General features: G+C 52.1%; 15 protein-coding genes and 1 pseudogene. 5 read left to right on the forward strand and 11 right to left on the reverse strand.

The window, feature by feature from the left end:
- Positions 1 to 72: 72 nt before the first annotated feature.
- The gene (locus ACSPJT_RS12725; protein ID WP_435892935.1) at positions 73 to 417 is read left to right on the forward strand and encodes a zinc ribbon domain-containing protein YjdM; all 345 of its coding nucleotides are present in this window, start codon (positions 73 to 75) and stop codon (positions 415 to 417) included.
- Here the strand turns inward: ACSPJT_RS12725 and ACSPJT_RS12730 are convergent.
- Both ACSPJT_RS12730 and ACSPJT_RS12735 read right to left on the reverse strand, forming a co-directional pair.
- Positions 414 to 902 carry a hypothetical protein gene (locus tag ACSPJT_RS12730; RefSeq protein ID WP_435892936.1) on the reverse strand — a complete coding sequence of 163 codons (489 nt, stop codon included), beginning with the start codon at positions 900 to 902 and terminating at the stop codon, positions 414 to 416. The genes ACSPJT_RS12725 and ACSPJT_RS12730 overlap by 4 nt on opposite strands.
- 39 nt (positions 903 to 941) lie before the next feature.
- On the reverse strand, positions 942 to 1,652 hold the full coding sequence (locus ACSPJT_RS12735; RefSeq protein ID WP_435892937.1) for a pseudouridine synthase: 711 nt from the start codon (positions 1,650 to 1,652) through the stop codon (positions 942 to 944).
- A gap of 105 nt (positions 1,653 to 1,757) precedes the next feature.
- Between ACSPJT_RS12735 and ACSPJT_RS12740 the strand changes: the two genes are divergently transcribed.
- Both ACSPJT_RS12740 and ACSPJT_RS12745 read left to right on the forward strand, forming a co-directional pair.
- On the forward strand, positions 1,758 to 2,570 hold the full coding sequence (locus ACSPJT_RS12740) for a class I SAM-dependent methyltransferase (protein ID WP_435892938.1): 813 nt from the start codon (positions 1,758 to 1,760) through the stop codon (positions 2,568 to 2,570).
- Positions 2,571 to 2,582: 12 nt separating this feature from the next.
- Complete coding sequence (locus ACSPJT_RS12745) at positions 2,583 to 3,362, forward strand: spermidine synthase (protein ID WP_435892939.1); 780 nt, start codon at positions 2,583 to 2,585, stop codon at positions 3,360 to 3,362.
- A gap of 48 nt (positions 3,363 to 3,410) precedes the next feature.
- Here ACSPJT_RS12745 and ACSPJT_RS12750 read toward each other — a convergent pair whose 3' ends face one another.
- From ACSPJT_RS12750 to ACSPJT_RS12790, 9 genes and pseudogenes are all read right to left on the reverse strand, one after another.
- Positions 3,411 to 4,640 carry a hypothetical protein gene (locus tag ACSPJT_RS12750; RefSeq protein ID WP_435892940.1) on the reverse strand — a complete coding sequence of 410 codons (1,230 nt, stop codon included), beginning with the start codon at positions 4,638 to 4,640 and terminating at the stop codon, positions 3,411 to 3,413.
- A 74-nt stretch (positions 4,641 to 4,714) separates the two neighbouring features.
- A pseudogene (locus tag ACSPJT_RS12755) lies at positions 4,715 to 5,299 on the reverse strand (peptide-methionine (S)-S-oxide reductase MsrA); the annotation flags it as partial.
- A gap of 12 nt (positions 5,300 to 5,311) precedes the next feature.
- Positions 5,312 to 5,494, reverse strand: coding sequence for a hypothetical protein (locus ACSPJT_RS12760; RefSeq protein ID WP_435892941.1), 183 nt, complete (start codon positions 5,492 to 5,494; stop codon positions 5,312 to 5,314).
- Positions 5,495 to 5,527: 33 nt separating this feature from the next.
- A complete protein-coding gene (locus tag ACSPJT_RS12765; RefSeq protein ID WP_435892942.1) occupies positions 5,528 to 8,800 on the reverse strand; it encodes a sulfatase-like hydrolase/transferase in 3,273 nt (1,090 codons plus the stop codon).
- Between the two features lie 132 nt (positions 8,801 to 8,932).
- Positions 8,933 to 9,628, reverse strand: a complete 696-nt coding sequence (locus tag ACSPJT_RS12770) for a PEP-CTERM sorting domain-containing protein (RefSeq protein WP_435892943.1) — start codon at positions 9,626 to 9,628, stop codon at positions 8,933 to 8,935.
- Between the two features lie 20 nt (positions 9,629 to 9,648).
- A complete protein-coding gene (locus ACSPJT_RS12775; RefSeq protein WP_435892944.1) occupies positions 9,649 to 10,356 on the reverse strand; it encodes a PEP-CTERM sorting domain-containing protein in 708 nt (235 codons plus the stop codon).
- Positions 10,357 to 10,423: 67 nt separating this feature from the next.
- On the reverse strand, positions 10,424 to 12,073 hold the full coding sequence (locus ACSPJT_RS12780; protein ID WP_435892945.1) for a LamG domain-containing protein: 1,650 nt from the start codon (positions 12,071 to 12,073) through the stop codon (positions 10,424 to 10,426).
- Complete coding sequence (locus ACSPJT_RS12785; RefSeq protein WP_435892946.1) at positions 12,070 to 12,597, reverse strand: sigma-70 family RNA polymerase sigma factor; 528 nt, start codon at positions 12,595 to 12,597, stop codon at positions 12,070 to 12,072. The genes ACSPJT_RS12780 and ACSPJT_RS12785 overlap by 4 nt, the downstream gene beginning before the upstream one ends.
- Before the next feature lie 69 nt (positions 12,598 to 12,666).
- Positions 12,667 to 13,503, reverse strand: a complete 837-nt coding sequence (locus tag ACSPJT_RS12790; RefSeq protein WP_435892947.1) for a CvfB family protein — start codon at positions 13,501 to 13,503, stop codon at positions 12,667 to 12,669.
- Positions 13,504 to 13,624: 121 nt separating this feature from the next.
- Here ACSPJT_RS12790 and ACSPJT_RS12795 point away from each other — a divergent pair, with 121 nt between their 5' ends.
- Together ACSPJT_RS12795 and ACSPJT_RS12800 are read left to right on the forward strand one after the other, a co-directional pair.
- Positions 13,625 to 15,064 (forward strand): arylsulfatase, encoded by a 1,440-nt coding sequence (locus ACSPJT_RS12795; protein WP_435892948.1) that lies wholly within the window; start codon positions 13,625 to 13,627, stop codon positions 15,062 to 15,064.
- A 172-nt stretch (positions 15,065 to 15,236) separates the two neighbouring features.
- Positions 15,237 to 15,989, forward strand: a complete 753-nt coding sequence (locus tag ACSPJT_RS12800) for a PEP-CTERM sorting domain-containing protein (protein WP_435892949.1) — start codon at positions 15,237 to 15,239, stop codon at positions 15,987 to 15,989.
- Positions 15,990 to 16,035: the final 46 nt, after the last annotated feature.

Raw genomic sequence — 16,035 nt, forward strand, 5'->3', positions numbered from 1 at the left:
AAAATATTTCAGGGATTAGGTCTAACGAAATTCAACCCTTGCCCAAGAGGGCGCTGGTGATTAGTTCAGTGCATGCCCGAAATTTCCTGCCCGATCTGCACCGTTGATGATGTTCTTGAACACAAGGCCAAATACGAATGCATGACCTGCGGACATGAGTGGGAAAAAGAGGTCGTTGAGGAAGACGTAACCGAGGAAGAACGCGAGGTTAAAGACGCCTACGGCAATGTATTGGAATCGGGTGACGTGGTTCAAATGGTCAAGGACCTGAAACTGAAAGGAACGTCGAAAGTGCTGAAAAGTGGCATGAAGTCGAAGCCGATCCGCATCGTCGACGGAGATCATGAGATCGACTGCAAGATGGACGGTATTTCAATCGCTCTGAAGGCGCAGTTTGTAAAAAAGGTGCAGTCCTAGTCGCGGGACTCCACCACCATGACACCACGCCAATCACGGCGCAGTCGTATTGACTCCCGCATGCGCTTCTTGGATTTGAGCCCACCGTATTCAATCTCTACCTCAGCAGTGAGCCGGCGGATTTGCATCTTGGTGAAACGGAGTACGGGAGTACGTTTTTCACGCAGAAAACAATACATCGGAACATCGAGTTGGTCGGCGTTCCAGAGATAATTTGCCGGAGGGAAGTCATCGAGTTCAGCGAGGGACATGAAGATTTCACGAAGTTCGGCTTCTGTATTGTCCTTCTTTAAACGACGGGCCGCTGCCTTACAGCGCCAACTCTCCATTAGCGCGAGTTTAGGATTTTCTCTGTCTTGTTCGATCTCTTTCAGAGCTAACAAAAATTGATGCCGCATCCCTTCCAGCCATTGTGCCCGAGTGATTTTACCTGCCTTGTACCAAGCAAACAGCCGGTTGGGTGAAGGGAGGTGCTGGGGGTTCATGACGAGGTGAATTTTCCCCACATCTATCTATGGTGCAAATTAAATTGCAAATGAGGCATGATCAGGAAAGCACTTTTTAAAACATGGATCCACCGGCGCCTGAATACTGACGGTGTCGCCTGTGAAAGGATGAGAAAATGTCAGCGACTTTGACTGGAGCAGCATGCGCGACCCAATGCCAAGTTTCTCACCTAACAGATCACAACGATCAATGCCTCCGTAGCGGTAGTCACCGATGATGGGCATACCTGCGTGCAAGAGGTGTCTTCGGATCTGGTGGTAACGCCCGCTGTGGGGACGAGCTTCGATCAGTGACAGTGTAGAACTTTCCATACCAGTGAGACATTCAACTTCACGTGTGGCGAGAAGTTTGAAGCTAGTGTCAGCATCACGGATGGGAGAATTCTCAGATTTCTGAATCGGCTCAGTGCATCGCCATAATGACTTGTTCGGAGTGGCATTCACCACGGCCCAGTAAGTTTTTTCAATCTCATGGTTCTCAAATGCCTGGTGTAGGTGTTTGGAAACCGACTGATCGATGCCGAACAAGAGCACACCTGTTGTCGGGCGATCGATTCGATGCAGGCTGTAAACCAAGTGGCCGATTTGATCGCGCAGTATTTTCATCGTCACCTGATCGCCCTCCTGAGGCGAGTCAGCCGGATGAACGAGATGGCCAGCTGGTTTGTCCACGGCCACGATCCATTCATCCTGATAGAGAATGTTCAGCGGTGTGGTTGAGTCAGACATGGTGCTTGGTAACATGAACATGGCCTGAATGAAGATCAACCCCGTGCTGGCTGATCGATGCTTTTTCATTGCGGGCTGCTGCCTAATCGTCACCATAACTGCACCATGGCTACCGATTCTTATAACCAGAAACGCATCGTATTTTTTGTGCTCCTGCTCGGCATGGTGATCGGGTGCATGGTGCTACTCCGGCAGAAGATCGACCAAATGACGGTAGAAAAAGACAGGCCCGCTACGGGTGAGACGGCTCAGGTCAAGGTAGAGACTCCTTTCGTGCCCGAGCCCTACGACTACCAATCGAAACCCGCTAGCCGTGATGGATCTGGAAAAGTTTACATGGGCCGTGAAATATCACTGGTGATGGGGCATGAGGGGATCGATTGGCTTGAGCGAGCCAGTCGAAAGAACGAAGAAAATCCCGATCGCGCCGTGCAGGGGCTGGAGTTGAAGCCAGATGCTGTGGTGGCAGATATTGGGTCGGGTTCGGGCTATTACAGTTTTCTGATCGCTCCGCTTGTGCCGAAAGGGAAAGTCATCGGCGTGGATATCCAGCCGGAGATGGTCGCATTTCTATACCAAAAAAGTCAGGAACTTGGAGTGACCAATGTGGAGTCTCACTTGGGTAAGATTGATAATGTTCAGCTGGCAGCCAATAGCATTGATGCGGCAATCATGGTCGATGCCTATCATGAATTTTCCCACCCGAACGAGATGATGCAATCGATCTATCATGCCTTGCGTGAGGGTGGACGAGTCTATTTGTTAGAATATCGGGCTGAAGACCCGGAGGTTCCTATCAAAGCCTTACATAAAATGTCACAGGCGCAGTCGATCAAAGAGATGCAGGCTGTTGGGCTCAAGCATGTGCGCACGGATGATTTTTTGCCGTGGCAGCATTTCATGGTATTTGAGAAGTAACAGGGCGTGCGAGTGGCTAATTCGCTGTCCATCCAGAGTGATGCGGACTACAAGCTCTCCATGAAGCCACAGTTCGAAGAAATCGATTATCAATCCACGCCTCTGGGAGAGGTGATATTGCGTCGCCGCACGATGCAGACGCTCGATAACCTCGAAGTGTATGAGATTATGCTCGGTGCTGATTTTTTGATGTCGAGTTTGTTCACCGTGGTGGAAGAAGAGCTGTCGAAGCTAGGGCTGGCGGCGACAGAACAAGTCTTCCCTGATACAAAGTTGGATGTAGTGGTCGGAGGCTTGGGTCTTGGTTACACGGCAAAGGTTGCTCTAGATCACGATTCCGTTGGTTCGCTGAATGTGGTGGATTACCTACAACCGGTGATCGATTGGCATCAGCGCGGTCTTGTCCCGTTGGGAAAAGGGCTAACAGGCGATGATCGCTGCCAGTTTGTACACGGCGACTTTTTTCAATGTGCACTCAGCGACGGACCTGGATTTGATCCGGACGATGCCGAGAAGAAATTTCACGCAGTGCTCTTGGACATAGATCATTCGCCAGACCATCTCTTGAATGAAGCTCATGCGGCATTTTACAAGCCAGACGGATTGAAGCAGCTCGCGAGTCGTTTGCGCCCCGGCGGAATATTTGGACTCTGGTCTGATGACCCTCCCGAGGAAACATTCATGGCCGCATTGAATGAAGTTTTTGAATCGGTGGAAACTCACGTGGTGCCCTTCAATAATCCAATCCTTGGCCGAGACTCAGAGAGCACGGTCTATGTGGCAAAACTTTAGGACATTGAGGGTAGTGCTTTCTGAAGTAGCCTTTTGATAAGTATGCGGTCACTTAGTAAACCTGATCGAATGCAACACTTGTTGCGCAAAGCCGTTGCGGAGGCGGTCTTTCATCGTTGCAGGATCACCTACGGAGCCATTCAGCATTAATACGATGGCGACACCGTCTGGTTTTCCATCTTGGAGGAGGCCGACAAATTTGACGAAGAACTTCCGACCGTCTTGGTGAGTCATCTGGGAGACAATTACGGCGGCGTTATAAGGTCCGACTTTGGTTTTATAGCGACCTACTATCTTTGGGTCTTTGTAGCCGTCGAAAAATTTCTGCACCATCTGGCTTTCTAACATGGCGCAAGCTCTCTGCAGCCTCACATCCATCGGGTACTGCGTGCCCATGGTCATCGATGTGAACCGTATGCTCTCGAGGTATTCTTTTTTTTCGTTACTAAGTGTGAAGCGCACGGTTTCGGGCACTTTGGGTCGTCCTAGAACCATCACGAAATCGGTTTGCGGAAGTGCGACAGAAAAAGGAACTTTGATCGCCACGTCAGATCCGTTTTTGAGAGCGAAATCTGCATCCACGTTGAATATCTTTCCCTTTGCCCTAGCATCATCGACAGTCTCTTTGACGAACTTTAAGTCATGTAACTTGCCGGCTTCTTTGGCTGGGACTTCGGCATCGGGTTTGTTCGACGGTGGGAATTTGAATCCTGGAAAATTGACGCTGACTAGCTCTTGAGCCCATTCCTTTTTCTGCAGAGCCACGAGCTGACGGAATAGTTTTTCTTTCTCAGGCTGGGCTCGTAGCGTGAAATGGCGACCGATCAAAAGTTTACCGTTCTTGGTGGTGTGGTAGATGAAGACATTGAATTTAATCATGCGCTCGTTTTTCTCGAAAAAACTGAGGCCTTTGAGCTTGGTGTCTTTGAATGGGATCGCTTCAGCTTCTACGCCTTCTTTGGCCAGATTGGCTGTCATGTTTTTGACATAGAGCGCAGGATCGTTGAGTTTTGGATACAAATACATGCTGAGCATGTGAGTCCAGTTGTTAGGAGTCTGCTTGAGTAGGAAGTAACTGTTGATCATGACAGCCTTGCCCTGTGTCACCAGACCTCGGGTGAATACCTTTTTGGTATACGTAACCTCAGCCGCTGCGGTTACCTCTGGCTTGGTCACATCAGCAGGTGCTTCTTGGGAATATGCATTTGTTAGGGGGAAACCCAGAATGGAGGCAGTGAACGCTGCAATTCTGACGGAATGAATGGGAGTCGTCTTCATAAGGGTACCAGACTACTATATCAGTCGGGGCACTAAAACAAAATTCGCCATATCAAGGAATGGCGATTGAAAACTTACTGTTTCCGCTCCGCTATTTTTCGAACCTGGGACTCCAGATTCTCAGGCAGTCCATAACTCGGAAGCTCTTGTAAAAAGGCTTTCCAGTCTTTGGCAGCACCATTTCCCAAGTAGGCATTGAGTCGGGTGGCCACGGTGGAGTCTGCGAGTTCTTTGGACGATGGGTAGGTTTGCTCAAGGAAATCGCGCAGATCGTGCTGACGGGTCAGGGCATATTTCTGATGATATCCTTCCGCATAGGTGAACTCACCCACTGGAATGATCTTGGTTTTTACTTCAGTTTCCTTGATGCCCAGCTGCTCGGCCTGTTTGCTGCGTGATGCCTCGGCGATTTTCTTCTGTTCGTCGTTCTGATAGAAAACGGCATTCATATACTGGCGGCCCATGCCACTGTATTGGCAGCGGTGGCCATTCCAGAAATAGACTAACAATTTCTCGTAAGAGATCACATTGGGATCGAAGTCGATTGAGATCGCCTCGGTGTGATCACCCATGCTCCGGTAGGTGGGGTTTTCTTTCTTACCGCCACAATAACCAACACGGGTGCGAAGAACGCCTGGGATACTTCCGAACTCGGAATCAGGACCCCAGAATCATCCCATGCCGAAGGTGGCCGTCTGGTATTTCACCGCAGCTGTTTTCTTATCGAGCGGGAGTGTTGCTGCGGAAACCTTGCCATTCTCGGTGACAAGTGTCTCAGATCCTCGCGTGAATTTGATTCCAAACATAATAATGATAGCGGTGATGCCAGTGTAGATGACGGGTTTAAGACTCATGACTTGCTCCATTAAGAGTTGTGAAGAGACATTTTATTCCGCTTTGATTCGAATAAAGCGCCTGACTGAAGCTGGAGAGCTGCCATCGGTTTCTACCACCACCTGTTCGAAATCTGAGCCCAAGATAGGGTGGGAAATGGCTGAGATTTCTGTGGAAGGAAGGGTCCAGGTGCTGAGATCATCTGAAACTTGCACGCTGTATGTGAGATCGTGTGACCCTGCTTTTCTGCGTGTGAAGGTGACGTTGAGTTTGTCACTGGTGTCATTGTAGTTAGCGGTGGGGGTGACTGCGCTGGCGTCTGAGACGTGCGGATTTCCACCGAAAGCGTATTCCGCGAGCTGGTTTGACCCGTCGTTATCTGTATCAGCCTGCCACTGGGCCGAAGTTGGAGATGGGATGCCGAAATGGGTGTAGTACCATGTAGCACGAGGGGTTTGTGGAAAGGGAGATTGTCTGAGGGTCAGGCTATCGAGGGCGATGTTATTACCGGCATTGGCGGTGCTGCTGACTGTCAGTTTGAATGTGTAGGTGGTATCGGCGTTCAACCGGGTGCCATTGGTTTCAATGGTAAAGAGCTGGGGGGCATTCCCACCGGGTTCGATCTCTGTGGTGTTGCCATTGAAGTATGAACCTGCGGAGGAGATTTCAAGAGCCCAGTTCACAGAGTGGCTGGCACCTTGATGATTGCCACCGCTGTTGATGGAGTATGAGCTGACCTCGAAGCTGCTCAGATCGTATTCCTGGGTGGGTGTGAAGGTGAAGCTGGTGTTCCATGGACCGATGGTCTCGACGTTACCTGCGACGCCAACTGCTGGCCCGGAGCCTGCGGCGGCGGGATTAGTTGTTAGGAAACCACTGGCGCTACCGGCAAGAAGAAGACTGGTACTGGCATTGTCTTGTTCCCCTTCATCCGATGACCAGGAGAAGCCTGAAAGGGTTGTCCCGGACGTTGAAAAGCCCGTGAAGTCTGTGTGAAGCAAGACGGATGACTGGCTGGGAACCTGAACGTCCACGGTGACTGTGGCAGTGGCGGTGAATTGGCCGTCCGTTATGGTGTAACTAAACTGATCGGTTCCGAATTTTCCGGCATCGGCAGTGTAGGTGATATTAGATCCGCTGATGTTGGCGGTGCCGAACCCTGGCTGGGTGATTGATTGGATACTGAGAGCGGCGGGGGCGCCATCGTCGGAATCATTGCCCAGCACCGGAATGCTGATGGGAGTGGTGCCGGAGGTGCTGGCGTTATCTGGATTAGCTACGGGTTCTGGTGGCGGGGTGCCGAAACGGAAAAACGCGGTATCGGGGATGGACTGCTTGCTGATGGATGGGCCTTGCCAAGAAACATTCAAGGCATGGGTTCCTGTAGCACCGTGACGGTAGTAAATCCTGATGGGATGCATGCCTGCCCCCAGATTAACGCTACCTGATTGCTCACTGCCGTTGTGGTTGAAGTCGTCATCAATGACGTGGGCGTCATGGACGAACATGTTAGCGCCGTCATCTGAGCTGAGATAGAAGGTGTAGGAGCCAGCTGTGGGGATCTGGACATATCCGGTGAACAGAATTCCGCAGTCGATATTTCGCGATCTAACAGATAAATTCAAGTTTGTGGTATTGCCGTTGCTGACGGGGGGCATATCTCGGAATTCAGGAACGTAGGTCCAGTCGCCTTCGTAGGTGGAGTATTCCAGTCCCTGCACGGTGGTTACGGAGACAGGAGCCAGGTTGGCCGAATCGTATGGGCGTACTGCGTGCCCAGCGGGGCGGCGGGCTTGCAGGGCTAGGTTTTTCATTTGCGTCTGCAATGCTGGCATAGAGGCGGCGAGATTGGTCGCTTGGCCCGGATCCAGAACGGAGTTATAGATTTGAAAATCGTCTGTAGCGCTGGAGATACCAGTGCGGATGCCCATATGATCACCGATACGGAGACATTGCATCTGGCCTTTGGTTTCTCCTCTGTGGTTGGGAAACTCAGACCAATTGGGAGTGCTGCCGCTGGCGTTGAACTCGAAATAGAGATAGCCTTTATCGCGCTGGGTGCCAGTGCCGGTGAGGGTAGGAACCAGCGAGACACCATCACACCATGCTGGTGCCGGGATATCGGCCAATTCCGCGAAGGTGGGCATCCAATCCCAGATTGCCGATGGATAGCTGATCTCGTGGATGTTGCCGGGATTTCCAGTGGCTCCGGTGATGTGGGTGGGCCAGCGGACGACGGTTGGAACGCGAATGCCAGCCTCCCACATGTCGCGTTTGACACCCTCCATATTGGCATAACTTTCAAAGTAGCGGGGGTTATTGCCTTCGTTGTGAGGGCCATTATCGGAAGAGAAAATGCAGATGGTGTTATCATCGATGCCGAGGTCTTTCAGGAGCTTCATGATATCACCGATGGAGTTGTCCAACCGACGGATCATGCCTACGTGCTGCTGGTTTGAGGTCGGCCATGATGTATTGTTGTCAGGGTGGTTATAACCATCGACCGTGCCGGTGCCATCTGCTGTGGACGCGTAGCGTATGTTTCCGGCGCCATCGGTAGCAGTGGTCCATTGGATGCCCCCGGTGAGACCTCCGCCTGTTGGATAAGCGACGGCTGGACGCTGCATTTTAAAGTGGGGGGTATCGTAGGCCAGATAGAGGAAAAACGGCTGGTCATCTCCATCGTTATGCTCGGTGATAATAGCGTTTTTTGCGTAAGCCGTCCATGCATCCGTAGTGTAGAGATCCACTGAGGCGTTGGTGATTTGCTGATAGCCGTTGTAAATGTGAGCCGACTTATTGGTGGTGCCGTTACTTGGGAAATGTTCGTGGCCATCGGAGTGGAACAAGTAGCCGAAAAACTCATCGAATCCGCGATCTAAGGGGTGTGCCGCGAGGTTTTGGGAACCTGTTCCTGCTAGGCCACCTACTTTACCGCCTGCGAGCCCAGCTTTTCCAACGTGGATGGTACGATATCCGGCGCGCTTTAGCATGTCAGACATGGTGTGGTTGTTAGGTAAGGCCTTATCGAACTGGCTGTTGCGGACATCGCTATGACCTTGGTGCCGGCCTTGCATCAGCGATGCGCGTGACGGTGCGCAAACGGAGGCCGAAATATAGTGGTGTGTCAGCTTGGCTCCCTCGGCAGCCATGGTGTCGATATGCGGGGTATCAAATTTCTGGGTGCCGGTTTTTGCATCCTGCCAAAAACAGCCGATATCCCCGTAGCCGAGGTCATCGACAAAGAAGAAGATGATGTTTGGTGCCGCATGGAGCGGGAACACGGCGCAGGCTAAGCAGGTGATGATTTTGGTAAGATGGTTCATGGGAGGAAATGTATTAGAGTAGTCGTAGATGGCATGTATCGCCAATCAATTATGTGGTAGGTTGGTGAGTCAAAAAACGCCCGTTGGAAATGATTCCAGCGGGCGTTTTGATGTGTGTGTGAATGAGAGATGTTACTTGCGACGGCGCAAGATGAGAGCGACTCCACCGAGACCGAGAAGGGCTGTGGAGGATGGTTCTGGAATACCGGTCACGGTGGCACCAGTTCCGCTGAGAAGAGTTGCTTTGTTGCCAAGAGTGACCTGTGTACCGTTAACGAAAATATCACCCTCGCCAATTTGTTCGTCGAGCTCGGCTGCACTGGACATTGTGAGCGTGCCTCCGGTTGATAGGTTAATTCTCGTATCAGCGATTTGGGAGTTGATCCCGTCGCCGCCACCACGAACTGTGAGGCTGCTCGTGCCATCGACGTTCAGTATGATCCCTTGTGAAATATACTGTATCGACGATGTCGAATCGATGAGGTTGATGATTTCGGTGTTGGCATCATTCCCACTCCCGGCAAATCCATCTGTTCCGGTGAGATCGAAACTTGTGCCGGTAATGGTCAGTGAAAAACCATCACCAAGGGCAAAATCGCTAAAACCAACGCCTGCATTACCAGAGGCGGCAAAGCCGACATTGCTGACAGTTAGATCGTCAAGAATAAGGCCGTTGGGTGTGATATTACTGACGGAAGAACCGCTAAAATCCCAGTTCGCGTCATTGAAAGGATTTGAGTCAGAGGCTCCAGTCCAGACGATAACCGCCTGGCTGCTTAATGTAGCTGCCGCGAATATACCGAAGCTGAGCAGTGATGCTTTGGGCATAATGTTTGATAGGTGGACTATTACTTGCGACGGCGCAAGATGAGAGCGATTCCACCGAGACCGAGAAGGGCTGTGGATGAAGGCTCGGGAACGGCATCGGCATTGAGTTCAATATTATCCATGGCCCAGTTGTTACCAAGAGCTTCGCTACCGGCTTCGACTTGAAGTTTGATGGTGTAGGTTCCGGCACTCAGATTGGATAGACCACTCAGATCATAATCTGCCACAGCACCTAATGCGGGGCTGGTTTCTGCAAGGTTATCCTTTGTCTCCGTGAATAACTGTGCGCCACCGGTGCCCGCACCACTGTAGAGGGTAAATGTGAAGTCACCATTTTTGGTAGCACTGACTTGGTCATCACCACCGCCACTGATCGCGTGGTAGGCGACATTGAAGCTGGTCAGATCTAGGACAGTGGTAGTTGTGATGGTGAAAAAGGTGCTCCAAGACCGTCCTCCACCTGTCTCAACATTGTAGTTAACACCAATGCGGTTGGCATTGTTGTCAGTGCGGATTGCAGGAGAGCCAGTACCATACTCACTGATGATGGTAAGATCAGGGGTGTCAATGGTGAGGTTTAGCTGAGGGCTCCAAGTGATATTGGTCGCCGTCGGAGTGGTGGTGCGATCTACGCCGGTAAAATCAGTGGCTAATACGATCGCTGCCTGGCTTGTTGCAGTCATGGCCATGGCTAGGATAGGCAGGCTCAGGAATGTATGTGGTTTCATTGTTGAAATGGATATGTACGTGATGCGTAGCAAATGTCGTTTTTTGAGAAAGTATTACACAATTTTTTTATTTAGCTGCTTCAGTCGTTTCTCCCGGGGCACGGTTGTTGAGATAAAGCTCTTCGATTTGGCCGGGGGTCAGCGCAGTAGGAAAAATGTAGATTTCATCCATTGCTCCTTTGAAGCTGAATTCAGGGTAGTCATCCTCAAGCCTTCTTCCGATGTATGTGGGACGCGCCGACTTTGTGGTGAGCACGGTGTTAATGGAGACCGCTTGCGAGGCGCTGACTTTCTCCAGTCGGCCATCAACATACTGGCGAATGTGCTCGACGACTTCCGAGGATTTCCCCCCGGAATATACTACGGCGATGTGATGCCAGCGACCGTCCCTCAGGTCCGTGGAGCCAACGATGTAACCGCCACCAAATTCAGTGCGAACGGCTCCGGCGGTGCCGGTCACGCTGCCTTGGCGATGCCAGCCGACCTGCCATTTTTCACCTTTTTGGGTTTGAGGTGTTCCCCAGGCGATCATTGAGTAGGCATGGCGGTTGTGTGTGCCGGGTGCGATGCGAACCCAGAAGCAGACTGTGCGTGCGGAAGAACCAGCTACTCCAGGGAAAGGGGATGACAAGAACGCGCCACGACCGTTGAGCTGGATGGCTTGACCGAATTTGCCAGTGATGAAATCTGCGCTGGCGTGTGTGGAAGTTCCCGGGCGGGCCAAGATGGTGGCTGGGAATTTCGTGTTTTCGTGATTTCCGGTTTCAGCGAGTTTCCCCTGATCCTCTCCGTCGATCGACCAATGCAGATAGTGCGACGTCGGCAAGGAGGGCCTTGGCAGTGCCTGATCAAACGAATCAGCGGAGTACTTGATACGATTGTCGGCCAGGATGGTGGAGTTGGTGATACGGGCTGATTCCTGACGGCTGAGGACCCGAGTGAGCTCCGAGTTGGTCTTGGGTGTCGCTTCAACGAGACCCTTGATGACGTGAATCTCTGATGATTTGTCGCTATCCACCGCAATACTAAAGTGGCTGTTTTGATCGGAGAAAATCGATGACGGAGTATCCAGCTTGAAACCTGCCGCTTGGGATGGGATTTTCACCGTGGCTTTTCCGATCAGTAAATCAGCATGGTGCGGGGTGATGAGTTTTAACTCGGCAGGCCCCTGCAATATGATCTGCGCACCGGAATCAAAAATGATTTCTGCTGAGCCGGAATGCAGCTTAACGATACCGGGGCTGAGCCAGTCGCCGCTTTGGTGTGGCGCGTTAGTCCAGACTGCCTCGCGCGTGTTGGTGATTCTTGCGACCGGGCTGTTTTTGATCTGAGCACCTGCGGATTTATCCTCGGTGGGGATTGTCGTCGATGTCAGGGATTCCGGCGTATTCTCGAGTCCCTGCCGAAGTGTGAAGATGAGGGCTACCGCAAGACAAGCAGCCACCCCAGCCCATAGCACTGGAGAGTGAATGAGAGGTTTCCGTTTTTGCACGGTCGGCGTGCTGATATTCGGTACGTTGACCGATGCGTATTGATTTTCAGGATCACCCAGCTCCCATGCGAGGCGACCGTGGATTTCCGCCTGCTCGCAATAATAGGCAAGTGCCTTGGGATCTGAACGCAGCACATCTTGTAACTGGGCAAACGATTGCTCAGTCATTGATCCTGCCTCGCCCTCGAGCAAGGAGTCGATCAGTTCCATGGTTTCCAAGGTCATGTCGTTGCTTCTCCTTCTTTTAAGAGTTCGCGCTCAATGCAGGTCTTGAGCGAATTACGGAGGCGGAAAAAAAGCTGCTGTAGCGAGCCCTCTGTCCGGTTCATGTTTTTGGCCATGGAGCGGACGGTTTGTTGCTTGGTGTAGCGTGCGTGAATGAGCTCGCGGTCATCGTCCGGTAGCTGGGCCAGGCAATGGCGCAGCGCGTGTTGGCGGCCAGGACCCTGATCTAAATCATTGGTCTGGAAGCGAGCTACGGCCTCCAAGAGATCAGTGTCAAACTGGAGCCAGTGTTCGCGCTTTTTCTGGCGAAGGCACTCGAGCGTCTTGAGGTGGGCGATGCGGAAGGCAAATGCCTTGAAATTGGTGCTCGGCTCAAACTGGTCGGCCTTATCCCACAGGATGATGTTGGTCTCCTGGAGCACATCCTCAGTATCGATCCCCGGGGCAATACTACGAATATAGCCGTAGATGGCCGCTTGATGGCGGGTCACCAATTGCAAATACTCGATGTTCAGATCACTCATGACTCACAGGGTATATGGCGGATTTGGTGTTAGTATTACTAACAATATTCGTTGTCAGCGACTTGATGGCTATGTCGTGCTCCGAATCCCGTCCTTGCCGATGGTGATCAGGCGTTTGCGAAACAGGGCACCGGTGGCTCTTTTGAAGGCTTTTTTGCTGACGCCGAGTTCCTCGTAGATGTCTTCTGCGGGGCTGGCGTCGCAGAGTTCCCAGTAGCCGCCGCGGGCGTCGAGCTCTTCTTTGATACGGCCTTCGAGGTCGTCGATTTTGGCTTGGCCGGATTTATGAAGCGAAAGATCCACTTTGCCATCGCTGCGGATGCCGGTGATGTAGCCTTTGGTCTGTTCGCCGGACTGGAGTTCTTGGAAAACCTGGTTGGCAAAAAGCACTCCTGAGTATTCGTCATTAATGATGGCTTTGTAACCGAGATCGGTTTTGCCATAAATCCTCAGGTCGACCTCCTGACCCACCTGGTAGTCCGGTCGTTCCTTACTGAGAAATCGGCCGATGCGACGACTGGCGACAATGCGGCCGCTCTTTTCATCCACATAAACATACACAGCATACGACTGCCCGACATCGAGCCGGTTCAGCTGCTCACGGAAGGGGACTAACAGATCCTTGGCCAGTCCCCAGTCGAGGAATGAACCCACAGGGGTGACGTTGACGCAGCGCAGGGTGGCAAATTCGCCTGGCATGGCGAGCGGGGTTTTCATGGTGGCGATCGGCCGGTCTTCGGAGTCGCAGTAGAGAAAAACATCCACGGTGTCGCCGAGTCTCACCTCGCCGATGGTTTCATTGCGTGGCAGCAGCACTTCGCCATTCACTCCTTCGGAATCGATAAATAGTCCGGGGCTGCTTTCTCGAAGAACCTTCAGCCGTGCGCGCTCGCCAATTTCTGCCATGGGGCGGAGCTTAGATGGGAACAAGGTAGGTAGCGATCAAATAAGCATGGGGTAAAATGAAACCCCGCCCACTGTGAAATTTTCGTATGGTTTGGACCATCCATCACGTTTAGTTACCAGTATGCAATTTCTAAACAAACTTACCGCCATGACCGGGCTGTTGGTGATCGCTGCGCCGAGCCTGCTGAGCGCCAGACAGCCTAACATCATTTACATCAATACGGACGACTGGGGCATCGGCAAGGTGCCGGCCTACAAGATGGATGCGGCCAGTCAGAAAATCATCAAAACGCCGAACCTCGATCGGCTCAAGGCGGACGGCATGCAGTTCACCAATGCCTATGCAGGGAATGCCGTTTGCGGTCCTTCGCGCTGTTCACTCATCAGTGGCAAGCACCCTGGCAATGCCGTTTGGCGGGCTAACCGGAAGTCCATGTCCAAGGATCTCTGGCCACCGAAGTATCCACTGTTAGGCGAGGTCGCTCGTCAGGCAGGCTACACGACCGCCGGATTTGGCAAACTTAGCCCGGGAGGACATTCAACTCCTGAGGAGATCACCGGCTGTGGCTGGGACTATTGGCTGGGTTTTCTCGGCCATGTCGACTGCCGCGATTTTTATGCCAACTACATCTATGAAAATGGCAAACGGATCCCGTTACCCAAAAATACCAAGGCGGTGCTCAAGGGCACTTCGCTCAGGGAAAAACCCATCGGCTCTGGTGTCGTGGGTGAGGGCAAGGGCACCTTCATCGAGGATCTCTACACGGACAAAATCATCGAATTCATGTCGGCGAATAAAAAGAAACCCTTCTTCATCTACTTCGCCAGCACCGTGCCCCACGGAGGCCCTCCGGGCGGCATGCGCGTTCCCAGCTTGGAAGGTTACGATAAGATGGAAAATCTAACCATTTACGAGCAGGTTTACTGTGCGCTGATGACTCGTCACGATCGTAACGTCGGCCGCATTCGCAAGGCGGTGAAGGATCTCGGATTGGAAAAAGACACCATCATCATCTGGACCTCCGACAATGGTGATGAGGACAGCTACTACAAGCGCACCAAGACCTTCGATGGCAACGGTCCCTTCCGCATGATGAAGCGCTCACTCTACGAGGGCGGCATCCGCGTGCCACTGATCGCCTACTGGCCCGACACCATCAAACCGGGCACCACCACTGATGTGCAGACCACCCAACGCGATGTCATGCCCACCCTGGCCGACGCCGGTGGAAAGACCAAGACCAAGGAAATGGACGGCATTTCCATCCTGCCGACCTTGCAAGGTAAGCCAGAAAAGCAGGCGAAGCGGGAGTATATCTACTTCGAGTTCTACGAGGGCGGGAAACAGCAATCGGTCCGCATGGGCGACTGGAAAGCTTATCGAAAAGGTGGCTGGGCTGGGAAGATCGAGCTCTATGATCTAGCCAAAGATCGCGAAGAGCAAAACGACCTCGCTACCGAGCATCCGGAACTGGTCAAACGCATGGAGGAGATCATGAAAAAAGAACACAGCCCAAGCCCCATCTGGAAATTGGGAACTGAGAAGAAAGCCAAGAAGTAGCTATGTAAGCGCCTAGACTAGAGCTGTGTGGATTATGGTTGATACTAGTTCGATGCAGGAGTAGCGTTACACACAGGTTCAATCTAATCCAACACACAGCCTAATGAAATCCCTAAAACCCCTGCTTGGCCTGTCGGTCTTTGCGACACTGTCAACTGCGCATGCAACATCTGTGAGCGTTAACTTTGCAATCAGTACCAACGATAACAACTCGGTAGATGCTGATGAAACAGCCACCATTTTTAGATCTGTCGGGGGCGCTAACTGGAATCACATCGAACTCAGAACCAGTGGCACTGGGGGAGTTACACCCACATTTGACGGCACTATGCTGACCGACAATGTAGGCGGAAATGCTGCCACCTTAAATACTACCATCGCGAATGGCGGCGGAGGAGGTTTCGCGAACTTTGCCAATGTGACCTCAAACCCCAACCGTGGGTTGTTTGGAGAGGCAGGATTGATGCAATCTTATCTTAACTACGGGGCCGCTGTTCCAGGTGAAACGATTACCGTCAACGGTCTGGGTGCCGATTTCACAACTCTGGGTTACAACGTCTATCTGTATTTTGACATCGGAGACCAAAATCGTGTTTATGGTCACAACGTTACCGATGGTACATTCTCCGAAACGTATTGGACTAACGACAGGAGTAATAGCACTGCCGCGTTTGGTTCCGATCCTGATAACGATGGAATGATGAATTGGATTCAAGCCACCGGCACCACCTCAGGGACTGCTACCAACGATGCAAACTATGCGTTTTACTCCGGTCTTACCGGCAGCTCGTTTACAATTACGGGAGTATCCACCGGTGGTCGTGCCACCTTGAGTGGATTCCAGATTGTGGCAATACCGGAGCCCTCCTCAGCGGCTTTGCTTGGTTTGGCAGGTCTGGGGTTCATCCTTCGCCGCCGTCGTTAAGTTATCGCGGCTACCAAGTCTTCACCTCAACCGCAGCTTTTTTTCA

Source organism: Oceaniferula spumae (genome assembly GCF_042849255.1).
Classification (GTDB): Bacteria; Verrucomicrobiota; Verrucomicrobiia; order Verrucomicrobiales; family Akkermansiaceae; genus Oceaniferula; species Oceaniferula spumae.